The sequence below is a fragment of the Streptomyces sp. WAC05292 genome (assembly GCF_003949955.1).
GTDB lineage: Bacteria > Actinomycetota > Actinomycetes > Streptomycetales > Streptomycetaceae > Streptomyces > Streptomyces globosus.
On sequence record NZ_RPSE01000134.1, the window covers coordinates 1 to 14,602 of the forward strand.

The window sequence follows — 14,602 nt, forward strand, 5'->3', positions numbered from 1 at the left end:
CGCAGAGACACCGGCAGTGCCCGCCGGGCTCTCCCGGCCGGCCGGCGGGCACTGCCGGTGTCTCTGCGCGTTCTTCCCTGCCCGGCCCGGCACTCCCGAGGGCACGATCGGCCCATCCGAACGAGCCCGCCCGAGTCTGGGGGAACACACATGGGGACGCGGACGCTTCCCGAACTCTGGGATCCCACCACCTTCGACGCCCTGCGCCGGCAGCTGATCCCGTCCTTCGACCTGCTGTACGGCAGCGCGGCCGACGCGGTCGCCATGACGGTTCCGCGGCGCCCTCACGTCCTCGACCTCGGCGCGGGCACGGGCCTGCTCAGCGCCGCCGTGCTCGACCGCGTCCCCGATGCCGAGCTGCTCCTCGTCGACCACTCGCCGGGCATGCTCGGCCAGGCCGCCGACCGGTTCCGCGGCCGGCGCCGGGTCGCCACCCTCGTGGGCGGGCTCACCGACGAGCTGCCGGACGGGCCGTTCGACGCCGTCGTCTCGGGGCTCGCCATCCACCACCTCCCGCACGAGGAGAAGCAGGGCCTGTTCGCGCGCGTCCACCGCGTGCTCGCCCCCGGCGGGGTGTTCGTCAACGTGGAGCAGGTGCTGGCGGCGGGCCCCGGCGTGGAGCGGATGTACGACCGGCGGCACGAGGACCACGTCCGCGCGGCGGGCACTCCGGAGCACGAGTGGGCCGCCGGACGGCGGCGGATGGCGTACGACATCTGCACCGACCTCGACACCCAGCTGTGCTGGCTGCGGGAGGCCGGCTTCCGGCAGGTGGACTGCCTCGCCAAGGACTGGCGGTTCGCCACGTACGCGGGATGGACGGCGCCGTGACCCTCTACGACGCCGTGCGCAGGGCCGCTCGGGGCGGCCCCGGCCGGTGCGCGGTCGAGGAGACGGGCGGCGGATCGGCCACGTACGCCGGGCTGCTGGACCTCGCCGACCGGATGGCGGGCGGGCTGGCCGCGCGGGGCGTGCGCGCCGGGGACTGCGTCGCCTTCGGCCTGCGGGGCGGGATCCCGTACGTGGCACTGGTCCTGGGCGTGGCGAAGCTGGGCGCCCGGTACGTGCCGCTGCTGGCGGGGTTCGGTGACCGCGAGGTCGCGGAGGCGCTGCGGCGGACCCGGCCCGTCCTGCTGGTGGCCGACCGCGCGGTGGCCGCGCCCGGCCTGCCGGCCGTGTCCCCGGAGCTCCTCGCGGAACCCGGACCGGCCGCCGCGGCGCCCGGCGGGGAGGGCGGCGCCGACCGGGCGCCGCAGCCGGGGGTGTTCCGGATCCTGTGGTCGTCGGGGTCCACCGGCTTCCCCAAGGGGATCGCCTGGCGCCAGGACGCCTTCGTCGCGGAGCGGCGGCGCTGGCTCGCCGACACCGGGATCCGCGACACGGACGTCTTCTTCTGCCGGCACCCGCTCGACGTCGCGCACGCCACCGACCTGCACGTCTTCGCCGCCCTGTTGGCGGGCGGCCGGGTCGTCCTCGCCGATCCCGCGGCACCGCCCGCGGTGCTGCTGCGGCAGATCGCCTCGCACCGGGCCACCGCGATGAGCGCCCTGCCCCGCCACTACGAGGAGCTGGCCGCCGCGGCGGCGCCCGGCACGGCCCTGCCGCTGATGCGCCGGGCTCTGTGCGGGGGCGCGTACGTGGGGGCGGGAACCGTCCGCCGGGTGCGCTCGGCGCTGGGCGCCGTCCTGCACGAGGTGTACGGGTCCACCGAGTTCGGCCTCGCGCTCGGCGACATCGACGGGCGCGGGCTGGTCCCGGTCGCCGGGGTCGGCGCACGGATCGAGGCTCTGGCCGGCTCCCCGGGGACCGGGGAGCTCGTCCTCCGCTCGGACTGCACGAGCGAGGGGTACCCGGACGATGCGGCGGCCGGCCGCCGGACCTGGCGCGGCGGCGAGTTCTGGACCGGCGACGTCGCCACCCGCACGCACGACGGCGGCTTCCGGATCCTCGGCCGGCTGTCGGAGGCCCTGGCCACCCCGGCCGGTCCGCTGCTCGCCCCCGTCCTCGACGAGGAGATCACCGCGACCGGGGCCGTCGCCGAGGCGGTGGCCCTCCCCCGGCGCACCGACGGCCTCGGCAGCGAGGTCGTGGTCGCCGTCCGGCCCGAGGGGGGCGGTGCCGAGGCGGTCGCCGCGGCCCGCACGGTCCTGCTGCGGCACGGGCTGCGGGGCAGCGTCGCATGCGTGGACGCGGTGCCGCGCACGGAGGTCGGCAAGGTGGACAAGCCGCTGCTGCGCGCACGGTGGGGGCTGCGGTGACCGCCTTCCATGTCCGCGGCAGCGGAACCCCGCTCGTCATGGTGCCCGGACTGGCCGCCACCGGGCGCTTCTTCTCGGACGCGGCGGCAGGCCTCGCCGACCGCCACCGGGTGGTGACCGTGGAGCTGCCGGCCCGCCGGCCGGACGCCACCGTCCGGGGGGCGGCCGAGGAGCTCGCGGGCGTCCTCGACCGCCTCGACCTGCGCGGAGCGGTCCTGCTCGGCTGGTCGCTCGGCGCCACCGTCGCCTACGAGTACCTCGACCGGTTCGGCACGGAGCGCGTCACGGCGCTCGTCTCCGTCGAGCAGTCGCCCCGGCTGACGCCGGCGCCGGGCTGGCCGCACGCGGCGTTCGGAAGCCTCGACGCCGCGGGCGCCGAGGAGCTGGGCGCGGCCGCCCTGGCGGAACCGGCGGCTTTCGCGGAGCGGCTCGTACGGGGTTCCTTCGCGGCCGGGACCGAGCCGGAGCCGGGCCTCGTCGGCGCCCTGGCGGCGGAGGCCCTGCACTGGGACCCGCGGGCCTGCGCCGCGCTCCTCGCGGACGCCGTGCGCCGGGACTTCCGGGCCTGTGTGGCCGCGCTCGCCCTCCCCGTGCTCTTCGTCCACGGGGCGCGGAGCCGGGTCTACCCGACCGGGGTCGGCCGCTGGCTGGCCGGCGCCGTTCCCGGAGCCGAGCTTCGGGTGTTCGAGGACAGCGGCCACCTGCCGTTCATCGAAGAGCCCCGCGCGTTCGTCCGCGCGGTGGCCGATTTCGTCGCGAGGAGCGCCGCCCATGGCTGAGCAGAGCACCGTCCGGCGCCTGTGCTGGATCTATCCCGAGCGGGGCACGGCCTGGCAGCGGGCCTACGAGGACCGCGCGGTGTGGGACGCCTACCGGGCGCTGGCGAAGGAACTGTCGCTGGAGCTGAGCCTGCACCATCCGGAGGAGGTCGCGGTGGACGCCTCCGACCCGGCCCGGCCGCGGGTATACCTGCGCGGCGAGCGGGTCACTCCCGACGACACGGTGTTCGTCACGATGCTGTACGCGCTGCCGCACCAGATGCAGGACGTGGCGAACCAGTTGTTCCTGTTCACCGTCCTGGACCGGCTCGGCTTCCACCTGCCGGTCCCGCCGCACCTGGGGTACGTCGTCGCGGACAAGGCGGCCACCGCGCTGCACCTGGCCGACGGGCCCCTGCCGCCGCTGCCGACGGTGCGGATCGCGACGGGCCGGGACGCCATGACCGGCCACTACGACGCCGCCCTGGCAGGCCTGCAGTACCCGCTGCTCGTGAAGCCGGCCAACTGGGCGATGGGCCTCGGCATATCGGTCGTCGCGAACGTGCACGACCTGCGCGGTGTGATCGCGCTGGCGGGCGGGGCGGAGACCGCGCTCGTGGTCCAGCCGTACGTGCGGGACCCGCGCGAGACGCGCGTCTACGTCGTCGACGGGGAGCCGCGCGCCGTGGTCCAGGGGTGGAAGGAGGGCTACTGCGGGATGGTCAACCGGAGTGTCGGGGGCCGCCGCTCGTGGGCGTACACCGAGCTGCCGGAGCGGCTGCGCGGCGCCGTGGAGCATGTGGCGCGCAAGCTGCACCCCGCGCCGTACTTCACGGTGGACTTCCTCTCCGACGGCGAGCGGGACTGGCTGTCGGAGGTCGAGCTGGACGGCGCGGCGGGCTTCGGCCTGGACGAGGCATCGGACCGGATCGCCGCCGACGTGGTGCGGGCGCGGTTCCGCTCCTACCTGGCCGGCCACGCCGCGGCGCGGGGGGCCGCGCGGTGACCATCGGCGACGTCCCCTGGGAGCGGCTGCTCGACGCGGCGCACCGGCTGGCCCGCGCGGGTGGGCCGCCGGTGCCGGACTCCGCGGCGGGCCTGGGGGACCTGGCGGTGTCCGGCCCGGCCGAGGTCCTGGCCGCGTCCCGGCAGGAGACCGCCGCCGAGGGCGGGATCGTCCTGTCGAGCGGCGGCACCACCGGCCCCCCGAAGATCACCTTCGTGCGGTACGGGCAGGCGGTCGGCCGGCTGTCGCAGCAGTGGCGGCCGCTCGGGCCGGACAGTGTGCTGCTCAACATGTTCAGCCCCGGCCGGATGTGGGCCTCGCACTACTACATGCAGGCGCTGGCCGAGGGCAGCCGGTGCCGGGTGGTGCCGAGCGGGCCCCTGGAGCCCGGCGAACTGGACCACTGGCTGGACGTGTTCGCCGGCCTCGGCGTCGACGCGGTGGCCGGCACCCCGAGCGGGCTCGCCGAACTCGCCGAGGGAATGCTGGAGTCGGGCCGGACGCTGCCCGTCCGCACGGTGGTGTGGATGGCCGAGCCGTGGACGGAGACGGCGGAGAGAACCGTCCGCGCGGCCTTCCCCGGCGCCGGCTTCTGGGGGAACTACGGGTCGGTGGAGACGTACGTGGTCGCCACGAACACCCCCGACTGCGACCTGCGGGTGCTGCACCTGATGCCGGACCAGGTGCTGGAGCCGGACGACGAGGGCGCGCTGCTCAGCCGGGCGGGCACCGGCTGGACCGTCCCGGTGGTCCGCTACCGGCTCGGCGACCGGATCGCCCCGGCGGAATGCCGGTGCGGGCGCCGCGACGGGCTGCGGGTGCTGGGCCGCGCGGACGACGCGTTCAAGCTGCACGGCAGCCTCCTCGCCGCGGGCGAGCTGCTGGACGTCGCCGCAGCCGTGCCCGGCGTGGCCGCGGCCCAGCTGGAGCTGGCCCGCGAGGAGGACTCCTGGCACGGGGTCCGCCGCATGGCCGTGCACGTCACCGGACGCGCTGACCCGGAGGACGTACGCCGGGCCCTGCTCTCCGCCTCCGCCCGGCTGTTCGGCATCGCCCTCCACCACCCGGACGCGCTCGCCGTCGTCCGCGTCGACCGCCTGGCCCGGATCGACCGGACCGGGAAGGTACCGCCTGTGGTGTGGCGGTCCCCCGCCTGACGTCCGCGGCGCCCGTCCGGCCGTCCCGCCGGGACGGCGCCGCGGCCCCTGACCGCAACGGAGAGGGAACGGAGGTGACAACGATGAAGAAGCGCACGGTCCAGAGCACCGACAGCGCCGCAGGGAGCGGCCGCTGGATGGTCTGGGCGGCCCCGGCCGCCCGCAGGTGACGCACCGCCCCGCCGTGTCCGGGGCCCCGTACGACCGGGCCCCGGACACGGCGGGCAGTCCGCTCCAGGCCCCGGAGGTCAGGCAAGTGAAGGTCCTGCTGGTGAACATGCCCTGGGGGTCGATCGAGGTGCCCTCGCTCGCGCTGGGGATCCTGCGCACGGCCGCCGAGGCGCGCGGCCACGAGGTGCTGGTCCGGGAGGCGAACCTCGACTTCGTCGACTGGATCACCGAACGCACCCCGTTCACCCTCGACGACTACACGTACTACGCGACGTCCTCGTACTTCCAGGGCGCCGGCGACTGGGTCTTCTCCGGCGCCCTCCACGGCTCCCCCGGGGACGCCGAGGCTTTCTCGCGGTTCCTCGCCCGGCACGGCGCGAGCGCCGACGAGACCGCCATGACCCGCGCCCTGCACGGCCTCGTCCCCGGGTTCACGGCCCGTCTCGCCGCCGAGCTGGCCGCCGAGCGGCCGGACGTCGTCGGGTTCACCACCACCTTCCAGCAGAACACCGCCGCGCTGTCGGCGGCCCGGATGCTGAAGGAGCTCTCGCCGGGGACGCGCGTCGTGTTCGGCGGGGCCAACTGCGACGGCGAGATGGGAGCGGCGCTGCACCGCTGCTTCCCGTTCGTCGACGACGTCGTGCGGGGCGAGGGCGAGACGGCCTTCCCGGCCCTGCTCGACGCCGTCGACGGCCTGCGGGCCGGTGCCGGGTCCGGTGAAGCGTACGAGAGCGCGCTGGCGGGCATCGCCGGGCTGTGCTGGCGCGACCGGACCGGCGCGGTCCGCGCCAATCCGATGGCGCGCCGGCCGCTGCCTCCGGGCGAAATCCTCGCCCCGTCGTACGAGGGGTTCTTCGAGCGGCTCGACGCCTCGGCCGCCGCCCGGTGGGTGCAGCCCCGACTGCTCGTCGAGGGATCCCGCGGCTGCTGGTGGGGCGAGAAGCACCACTGCACCTTCTGCGGGCTGAACGGCTCGTTCATGGAGTTCCGCAGCAAGAGCCCCGACCGCTTCCTCACCGAGCTGCTCGACCTGGCCGCCCGCCACCGGGTCCTGGACTTCGTCGTCGTCGACAACATCCTCGACATGGGGTACTTCGACACCGTCCTGCGCCGCCTCGCCGAGGGCGCGTACGACGTCCGCCTCCACTTCGAGGTGAAGTCCAACCTGCGAAAGCACCAGTTCCGGATGCTCGGCGACGCGGGCGCGGTGATGGTGCAGCCCGGCATCGAGAGCCTGAGCAGCCGGGTCCTGAAGCTGATGGACAAGGGCGTCACGGGCTGCCAGAACGTCCGCGCCCTGCGCGATGCGCAGAGCGCGGGGGTGAGCGCCTGTTGGAACTACCTGTACGGCTTCCCCGGGGAGACGCCCGAGGACTACCGGGGCGTCCTCGCGCAGATGCCGCTGCTGCACCACCTGGAGCCGCCGGCGGGGGCGTCCCGTATCGCGATCGAGCGGTTCAGCCCCTACTTCGACCGGCCCGAGCTCGGTTTCGACCGGCTGCGGCCCGCCCCTCAGTACGCGGAGATCTACCGGCTCTCCGAGGAGGAACTCGCCGGCCTCGCATACTTGTTCGCCGCGGAGCCGCGGGGCATCGACGAAGGCCTCGGCGCCGAGCTGGCGGCGGCCGTGGAGGCCTGGCGGGCCGAGCACCCGGCCTGCCGCCTCACCTGGCAGGAGGCGGGGGGCCGGATCGTGCTGGTGAGCCGCAGGCCGGCGTACGCCTGGACGGTCCACGAGCTGGCCGATCCGGCGGAGGCCGCCCTGTTCCGGCTGCTCGAACAGCCGCGCACGGCGGCCGTGCTGGGCGCCAGGTCCGGCCTGCCGGCCGAGCGGGTGCGGGCCGTGCTGGACCGCTGGACGGACCTCGGGCTGCTCTTCCACGAGAACGGCGCGTACGTCCACGTGGCCGTCGAGTCCGACAACCAGGCGCTGTTCCGGCCGGGGCACCGCCACCACCGAGAGGAGCAGAGCAGTGCCGCTTGCGTCGGCTGAGGCACGTGGTGCGGCCGTGGTGGTCGAGGCGTGGCGTGATTACGACCCCGCCGTCCGCGCGCTGCCCGGGATGCGCCTGGGCCCGCTGGAGCCGGGCGGGGCCACCGCCCGGGAGGACGCGGAGCGGCTCCACGCGGCCGGGGCGCGCTGCGTCCGGCTGCCGGAGCCCGTCGAGGTGTGTGCGGGGGCGGGGCCGCGGTCGGCACGGGCGCTGGCGCTGGTCCGGGAGCTCACGGGCCGGGCCGTCGCGGTGGAGTGGACGGCGCGGTGCGGGGACGGCTGCGCGGGGCGCGGGGAGCTGGGGCACCTCTATCCGCCGCAGGAGGTCGAGGGTGCGGCCGCCGGGGCGGCCCGTGGCTGGCGGGCCGCGTACTTCCCCGGGAAGTGCGTCTACCGGCGCGGGCCGGGGTTCGTGGAGGTCAGGGACCGCCGCTTCGGGCCGCTTGAGCTGTTCACCATCGACGAGCCGCCGTTCGTGGCGGCCGTGGGGGCGCTGCGCGACGGCGCCGCCGCGGGTGCCGTACCGGAGGGGGTGCTGGCGGAGCTGGAGGGGGCGCGGCTGGTCTCCCGGCTGGGCGGGCGGGCCTGGTGGCTGCCGGTTCCGGTGCACCGGTGGCCGTTCGGCTCGTACGCCCTGTGAGCCGGGGCCGGCCGTCGGTTCTCGGCCGAACGCGTCCGCGCGGGGGCCGTTCACGGGGCGACGCGCTACCCTCCGCGCATGATTGACATGGACACGGCTTACAGGCGGCTGCGCCGCCCGCGCAGAGCAGGCCTGACCGGCCTGCTGTGCCTCCTGCTGCCGGCGCTCGTCGGCGCCGCGCCGCCCGCGCCGGCCGCCCCCGGCGCGGCAGGGCCCCGTACCGGTGCCGACGCGGCGGCCGCCGCCGCGCGCTGGGGCGACCGCCGCCTCGACGAGGCCGCCTTCCTGACCGCGCACAACGCCTTCACCAACTACGAGGACTCCCGATGGAGTTCGGTGAACCAGTCCGAGTCCGTGCGCGCCCAGCTCGACAACGGCGTCCGCGGCCTGAGCCTGGACACCCACTGGTACGAGCGCAGCACCTGGCTGTGCCTCATCAGCTTCGGCAGCGACTGCCACCCCAGCGACGTCTACCTGTGCCACGGCGACTGCAAGGCCTTCGCCGGCGCCACCTACGCCCTGCCGCGGCAGTCCTTCCACGGCACGATGCAGACGGTGGTGGACTTCCTCGCCGCCCACCCGCAGGAGGTCGTCACCGTCTTCCTGGAGGACTACGTCAGCGCCGAGCAGCTGGGCGGCTCCCTCTCCCGGGTCCGCGGGCTGTCCGGGCTGCTGTTCCGGCCGGACGAGTGGGGCGTGCGGCAGCAGGGCTGGCCGAAGGTCGCCGACCTCGTCGCGGCGGACAAGCGCCTGCTGGTGTTCTCCGACCGCTCCGACCGCGAGCACCTGGGCGTCATGTACGACCGGTCGTGGACGGTGAGCAACCACTGGAGCCTCGGCGACCTCGGCAACGACCTCGCGTGCGTCACGCGCTGGCCGGACGTCCCCCTGGACCGCCGGGAGCCGGGCTTCCGGCGGCTGTTCACGATGAGCCACCACCGCAACGTGCCGACGGTCCTCACCGCGGCCCTGGACAACGGCGCCAAGCTGCGCGGCCGCATCGCCGAGCAGTGCCGGCCGGCGGCGGGCGGCCGTGATCCGAACTACGTGTCGGTGGACTTCCACCGCCTGTCGGACGGCTCGGGCCACACCCCGGCCTCGGTCGTGGCCGAGCTGAACGCCGGCCCCTGAGGGCCCGTACCGCGCCGGGGCTCCCCCGCTGCCCCAGGCACGGCGTACGCGCGTCAGCCGCCGGCCGCGGCGTGGCGGGGGCCCGGCACCGGCGGGGCCGGCTCGGGCGCCGCCTCCGCCGGCCCGGCCCCGCCGAGGGCGCCGTGGGAGCGGAGCGCCAGGAGGTAGCCGGCCTGGAAGCGGCTCTCGGCGCCGAGTTCGTCCATCAGCTCCGCGATGTGCCGGCGGCAGGTCCGCAGGGACATCCCGAGCCGCCGGGCGATCTGCTCGTCCTTGGCTCCGTCGGCCAGCCGCGCGGCGATGGCGTCGTGCAGCTGGGCCGAGGTCGCCGCCGTGTACGAGGCGCCGTACGGCTCCGCGAGGCTCCAGGCGTGGCCGAAGACCGAGCGGAGGAAGGCGACGGCGGACGGCTCGCGCAGCACCACCGCCGCGTCGGGGTCGTCCCACACGGGCAGGAAGGCGGTGGTGCGGTCGAAGACCAGCATCTTGCCGAAGAGCTCGCCGAGGGTGCGGACTTCGGCGCCGGCCGCGGTCACCGCCTGCACGTACTCCTGGGTGCCGGCGCTGTAGCGGGAGGTGTGCTGGTACAGGGTGTGCATGCGGACTCCGCGGCGCAGCATCTCCAGGTCGCGGGGCAGGGCGCGCTCCAGGTAGCCGGGCGGCCGGCCGCCGCCCGGCTGCACGGTGAGCACCTCTTCGGTGCAGCGGGCCGCGGCGTCGGAGATCAGCAGCATGACCCGGTCGCGGGATCCGACGACCTCGACGGCCCCGGTGTCGGCGCCGCGCCGGTAGGCCTCCTCGTACAGCGGGATCAGCGAACTCAGCCGGGCCCGGGTGCGTTCGAGGACCTCCAGGCGGCGGCGCAGCGCGCTCTCCTCCGGGCCGACGAGTTCGGCCGTCGCGGTGTAGGGGCTGACGGCGCGCAGCGGCGCGGCCGGGGCGCCGGGATCACGGGCGGCCAGCCGGCTGCGGGTCAGTTCGGCGGCGGCCCGTTCCGCCGCGGCCTCGTCCAGTCCGAGTGCGGCGGCCAGGGCGGCGGCCGGCGCCGGGCCGTGTTCCAGCAGCCTCGTGTAGATCCGCAGTGCCGCGGGGCCGAGGTCGGCGGGCTCGTGCGTCGCCTCCTCCCGGCCGGGGTCGGGTGCCGGCCGTAAGCGGCCTCCACTCCCCTCAGGCATCCCCTTTTGATGGATTCTGTCCAAATTTGCCACCCCTCTCTTTCGTGCCACGCACTTTGCTGAGGGCCGCCCGCCCTGGACCGGGAGTTCTCCCCCGGGTGATTCTTGAGTCGTCGGAAAGAAAAGACGCCGACAGGATTCTCCGCTCGGAATTCACATCCAGGTCCTCAGGAGTTCAGCATGAAGTTCACCCGGTTCCTCTGTGCGGCGGCGCTGGCCACGGTCATTTCGGGCGGCCTTGCGGCCGCAGCGGTACCCGGCGGCCACGCCGGTGCCGCTTCGGCGCAGCCGCCGGCCCCCTGCGACAGCCGGCCGGGGGACACCGAGTGGACGAACCCCGCGACCCACTGCCCCCCGGTCCTCTAGAGCCCTTCCGGCCCTACCGGGTTCCGATTCACGCGAAAGCCGTTGGAAAGACCCGATGCCGAACCCCTCTCCCGTCCGCCGGGAACAGCGATTTCCCTGGTGGCCGGCCTTCTCACTGATCTGCGCCGGATCCTGCGCGGTCCTGCTGCTGCGGCGGGCCGCCGGCGCTCCCCCTTCGCCGGCGGGCCGTGCCGGCGGCGTCCGCCGCCCCTTCCGGGACGACGCCGCGCACCTCACCACCTCGTGGTGAGGAAAAGCGCCCTTCCGCCTCCGCGACCCCGAAGGTCCGTCGAGTAAATCAGCCGTGCGGCACTTCGGAGGGCCCCGCCGAGGGAGATCGGCCGAAATCGGCACCCTTTCCTCCCTTTTCCCGGCCGGGCTTCACGGTCTTGCACCACACGGCCCGCCGCGCCGCACACCGCGCGTCCGTGCCGCGGTATTCACCCGCAGCCCCTTTGACTTCGTCCGCCCGGAGGCCGCACGGCTTCCGGGCACCCGAAAAATCATCGGAAAAACGTCAGAAGGAGAAAAATCATGTTCCTCAGCCGCAAGCGCGTCGCCCTCGCCTTCGTCAGCTCCGTCGCCGCCGCCGGTGTCCTGCTGCCCGCCACCGCCTCGTACGCCGCCGAGGCGCCCGCGCCCCAGTCCCGGCCGGCCGCGGTGCAGGGGGCCGTCCCGGGCGAGGCCGGGGCCCTCGCGGGCAAGGTCGACGTGGCCTCCGCCGTGCTCGACATCACCCAGAAGATCATGAACATCGTCACCGAGGCGATCGAGCGCAAGCAAAACCGCTCCGGCTACGTGAAGTCCCTGATGGAAGGCGCCTTCTACGAGAGCGGGCAGCGCTACAACGTCATGGTCATCAACGACGCCAACGGGCACACCGCCCACCTCAACGGCATCGTCTACGACGCCAAGGTCAGCGGCATCCACGGCAAGTACCGGGTGATCGTCTTCGAGTCGGGCCAGTTCACCAACCACGGCGACGGCGGCTGGATCAACTGGGCCTTCCGCGGCTGGTTCGACCGCGACGGCGGCCACGTCAACTTCCGCCGCTCCTGGTGACCCGCGGCAGCACTCGCACCCACCGACCCGCGCCTTCGGCAACCCGCCTCCACAGACAAGGACTTCCTTCCATGCGCCGCAAGACCACCCTCGCCACGCTCGCCCTCACCGCCGTCGCCCTGACCGGAGCGGCCTCGCTCCCGGCCCACGCGGCGGAGCGCCCCGCAGTCGCCGCCGCCTCGGCGCCCGACTCCTCCCCCGCGGGCGCGGCAGCCGCCGACAAGAGCGTCACCGTCAACGTCTCCATGGACCAGCTCGGCCGCGGCAAGGCGATCGCCGACGCCCTGCGCGGAATCAAGACCGACGACCGGGGCTCCTTCGTCCAGCAGGCGGTCGACAAGGCCTTCGACGCGGCGGGCGGCCGGCACAACGTGATGCTGTTCAACCTGAGCCACAACTACGACGACCGCTTCAGCGGCACCCGGGTCTACGCCAACGTCCAGTGGGGCAACGTCCACTACGGCCTGTGGATCTTCGAGTCCGGCCAGTTCACCAACCAGGGCGACGGCGGCTGGATCAACTGGGGCTTCCGCGGCTGGTTCGACCGCGACGGCGGCCACGTCAACTTCCGCCGCTCCTGGTAGCCGCGGGCGGGGCCCGGCAGGGCCCGCGGCCCGGCACGCCGACCGGCGGCCCCCTCCGGCCCCTCAAGGGGCCCGGGGAGGGGCCGCCGGGCGTCGGCGTTTCCGCATCACCGCCGCCCGCCGCCTCTTGACCGCCGTCCGCCGCCCTGCCGCCCGGCCGCTCACTTCGGCCGCCCCGTGACCGCCACCGGGGCGCGGACGGTCGCCTGGTCGATGTCGCCGGTGCGGACGGTGACGGCCGCGGTCCACTCACCCGGCACGGGCAACCGCAGATCGTAGGCGGCCCAGTACCCCTTCCGGTCGGTGAGCTTCGCGTCGATCGGTCCGATGTCCAGGTCGGTCTGGGTGAGGGCGAGGCGGATTTCGGGCACGGCCGCGAGACCGCCGTCCTCGGTGAACACCACCGCCTCGACCGAGTTCTCCCCCACCCGTCCCGGTGACAGCGTGATCTGCACCGTGCCGCGGTGCCCGGCCGTTCCCGTGTCGAAGGGGACGGTGACCACCCGTACCTGCGGCCCGCGCGCGGCGGCCGCCTCGGCGCTCTTCACAGCGGCGCGCCCGGGCTGCGTCCCGGTGAGCACGGTGGTGACGGTCAGGACCAGGACGCCGAGTGCGGCTTCGGCGGCCACGGTGCGGCGCAGGCGCCGCCGCTGCCCGCACCCCTCCGCCTCGCCGGGCGTCGCCGGCGGGCCGTCCTCTGCTCCGGAGCCCGGTGCACCGGCTGCGGGAGCCGGGCCCGCGGCGGCCGTGCCCACCGCCGCCAGGGCCGGTTCCCGCACCCCCTCGGCCCCGTCGTCCGCACCCGTCGCGCCGGCCGCGCCGGCCGGGTCGAGGACGCGGGCGGCCAGCCGCCGGGAGAAGGACGCCGCCCACAGCATCAGGATCACCGCGGCGGACTTGACGAGGAGGATCCTGCCGAAGGAGGTGGTGGTCAGCGCCTCCCAGGAGCCGACCTGCCGCCACGACTGGTACAGGCCCGTGCCGGAAAGGACGGCGACGGCCGCGAACGCGAGCGCCGAGAAGCGGCCGACCGCGCGGGCGGGCACGGCGGGACCGCCCGTCCCCCGGCGCCCGAGGAGGGACGCCAGCGTGACGAGGCCGCCCAGCCAGACCCCCATGGCGAGCAGGTGGAGTACGGAGGCGGGGACCGCCAGCGGCACCTGGATCCCGGCGGCGGCGTGCTCGGCGGCGGCCCAGGTGAGCGCGAGGCACGCCGCGAGGCCCGCCGCCGCCCAGCGGACCCGGCGCCCGGGAGACCACTCCTCCGCCCGGCCGTCCGGTTCCCCGGCTCGACCGGCCGGCCGCCGCCGCAGCCGCAGCATCAGTACGGCCGTCGCGCCGAGCAGGAGGAGGCGTACGACGAGGGCGCCCCCGGCCTTCCCGGTGGCGGTCCGCCCCAGCAGGGCCGGGTCGAACGCCGCCGTCAGCGGGCCGCCGGTCTCGTACGGGCCGCGCAGCAGCAGCAGGGCGGCGGTGGACACGGCGAGCGCCGCCCACCCGGCGGCCAGCAGCCGGCGCACCGGGCGCAGCGCACCGGCGCCGGGCCAGCACAGCAGGACGAACGCGGCGGCGCCCACGAGGAGCGCCAGCCCGCTGTAGGCGGCGTGGCGGAAGACCCCGTGGAGGCGGCCGGCCGCCGTGTCGCCGGCGGCCGTGTCGGGCACCTCGGCGGCGGTCTCGGACGGTTTGCCGACGGAGAAGACGAACGCGCCGGAGATGGGGTGGCCGTCGGCGGAGACGACCCGCCAGGCCACCGTGTAGGTGCCCTGGGCGAGCCCGTCGGCGAGCGCCACCCGGCCGGTGTTGCCCCTGCCGTCGGCGTGCTGTGCCGGGCGGGGGTTGACCCGCTCGTTGTCCGGGGACAGCACCCGCACCGAGTCCTCGGAGAGGCCGACCGTCTCGGTGAAGGTGAGCGTGACGTGCGGGGGCGGCGAGGCGAGGACCGAGCCGTCCGCGGGGTCTGATCCCGTGAGTCCGGAGTGCGCGGAGGCCGTCCCGGCCCCGCCGAGGAGCAGGGCGGCCACGGCGGCGACCAGCGCCAGGACGGCGAGCGGTGTCCTGGCGGGCTGCGATCCGGTGTGCATGGGCGGGCGGCCTCCGGGGCGGTGTGCGTCGGCGGCTGCGGCGCCGCGCCGGGGCCGGGCGGTGCGCATGCCGGGGCTGTGGACGCTAGCGCCGCGGGAGCGCCCCGGGCCGGGGTTGAGCAACTTCCGCCAAAGAACGGTCCGGGCCCGCCCGATCCGCTTGCCATGGCGGGCCGGCCGTGCGAGGGCGCGGGGCCGCCTGCGCGGGCGGGCGGGC

The 14,602-nt window shown here is 75.4% G+C and carries 12 protein-coding genes; 10 read left to right on the forward strand and 2 right to left on the reverse strand.

The window, feature by feature from the left end; translation table 11 throughout:
* The first annotated feature begins 150 nt into the window (after positions 1–150).
* From EF903_RS16480 to EF903_RS16515, 8 genes are all read left to right on the forward strand, one after another.
* A complete protein-coding gene (locus EF903_RS16480; protein WP_125543991.1) occupies positions 151–831 on the forward strand; it encodes a trans-aconitate 2-methyltransferase in 681 nt (226 codons plus the stop codon).
* On the forward strand, positions 828–2,258 hold the full coding sequence (locus EF903_RS16485; RefSeq protein ID WP_185902687.1) for a class I adenylate-forming enzyme family protein: 1,431 nt from the start codon (positions 828–830) through the stop codon (positions 2,256–2,258). Before EF903_RS16480 ends, EF903_RS16485 begins: the two co-directional genes overlap by 4 nt.
* Positions 2,255–3,037, forward strand: a complete 783-nt coding sequence (locus EF903_RS16490; protein ID WP_185902688.1) for an alpha/beta fold hydrolase — start codon at positions 2,255–2,257, stop codon at positions 3,035–3,037. The genes EF903_RS16485 and EF903_RS16490 overlap by 4 nt, the downstream gene beginning before the upstream one ends.
* Positions 3,030–4,022 carry a RimK family alpha-L-glutamate ligase gene (locus EF903_RS16495; RefSeq protein ID WP_125543994.1) on the forward strand — a complete coding sequence of 331 codons (993 nt, stop codon included), beginning with the start codon at positions 3,030–3,032 and terminating at the stop codon, positions 4,020–4,022. The genes EF903_RS16490 and EF903_RS16495 overlap by 8 nt, the downstream gene beginning before the upstream one ends.
* Positions 4,019–5,179, forward strand: coding sequence for an AMP-binding protein (locus tag EF903_RS16500; RefSeq protein WP_125543995.1), 1,161 nt, complete (start codon positions 4,019–4,021; stop codon positions 5,177–5,179). The genes EF903_RS16495 and EF903_RS16500 overlap by 4 nt, the downstream gene beginning before the upstream one ends.
* Positions 5,180–5,363: 184 nt before the next feature.
* Positions 5,364–7,343, forward strand: coding sequence for a RiPP maturation radical SAM C-methyltransferase (locus EF903_RS16505; protein ID WP_260615440.1), 1,980 nt, complete (start codon positions 5,364–5,366; stop codon positions 7,341–7,343).
* Positions 7,324–7,983, forward strand: a complete 660-nt coding sequence (locus EF903_RS16510; protein WP_125543996.1) for a DUF5825 family protein — start codon at positions 7,324–7,326, stop codon at positions 7,981–7,983. The genes EF903_RS16505 and EF903_RS16510 overlap by 20 nt, the downstream gene beginning before the upstream one ends.
* 78 nt (positions 7,984–8,061) lie before the next feature.
* The gene (locus EF903_RS16515) at positions 8,062–9,114 is read left to right on the forward strand and encodes a PI-PLC domain-containing protein (protein WP_125543997.1); all 1,053 of its coding nucleotides are present in this window, start codon (positions 8,062–8,064) and stop codon (positions 9,112–9,114) included.
* A 53-nt stretch (positions 9,115–9,167) separates the two neighbouring features.
* On the opposite strand, the gene EF903_RS16520 is transcribed toward EF903_RS16515, so the two are convergent.
* Positions 9,168–10,289, reverse strand: a complete 1,122-nt coding sequence (locus EF903_RS16520) for a LuxR C-terminal-related transcriptional regulator (protein WP_125543998.1) — start codon at positions 10,287–10,289, stop codon at positions 9,168–9,170.
* 900 nt (positions 10,290–11,189) lie between these two features.
* On the opposite strand from EF903_RS16520, the gene EF903_RS16525 reads away from it, so the two are divergent.
* Positions 11,190–11,717 (forward strand): stress protein, encoded by a 528-nt coding sequence (locus tag EF903_RS16525; protein WP_125543999.1) that lies wholly within the window; start codon positions 11,190–11,192, stop codon positions 11,715–11,717.
* A gap of 71 nt (positions 11,718–11,788) precedes the next feature.
* Positions 11,789–12,301 (forward strand): stress protein, encoded by a 513-nt coding sequence (locus tag EF903_RS16530; RefSeq protein WP_125544000.1) that lies wholly within the window; start codon positions 11,789–11,791, stop codon positions 12,299–12,301.
* A gap of 161 nt (positions 12,302–12,462) precedes the next feature.
* Here the strand turns inward: EF903_RS16530 and EF903_RS16535 are convergent, their stop codons facing one another.
* Positions 12,463–14,385: a copper resistance protein CopC gene (locus EF903_RS16535; RefSeq protein ID WP_125544001.1), complete on the reverse strand. Its 1,923-nt coding sequence runs from the start codon at positions 14,383–14,385 to the stop codon at positions 12,463–12,465.
* Between the last annotated feature and the right edge of the window lie 217 nt (positions 14,386–14,602).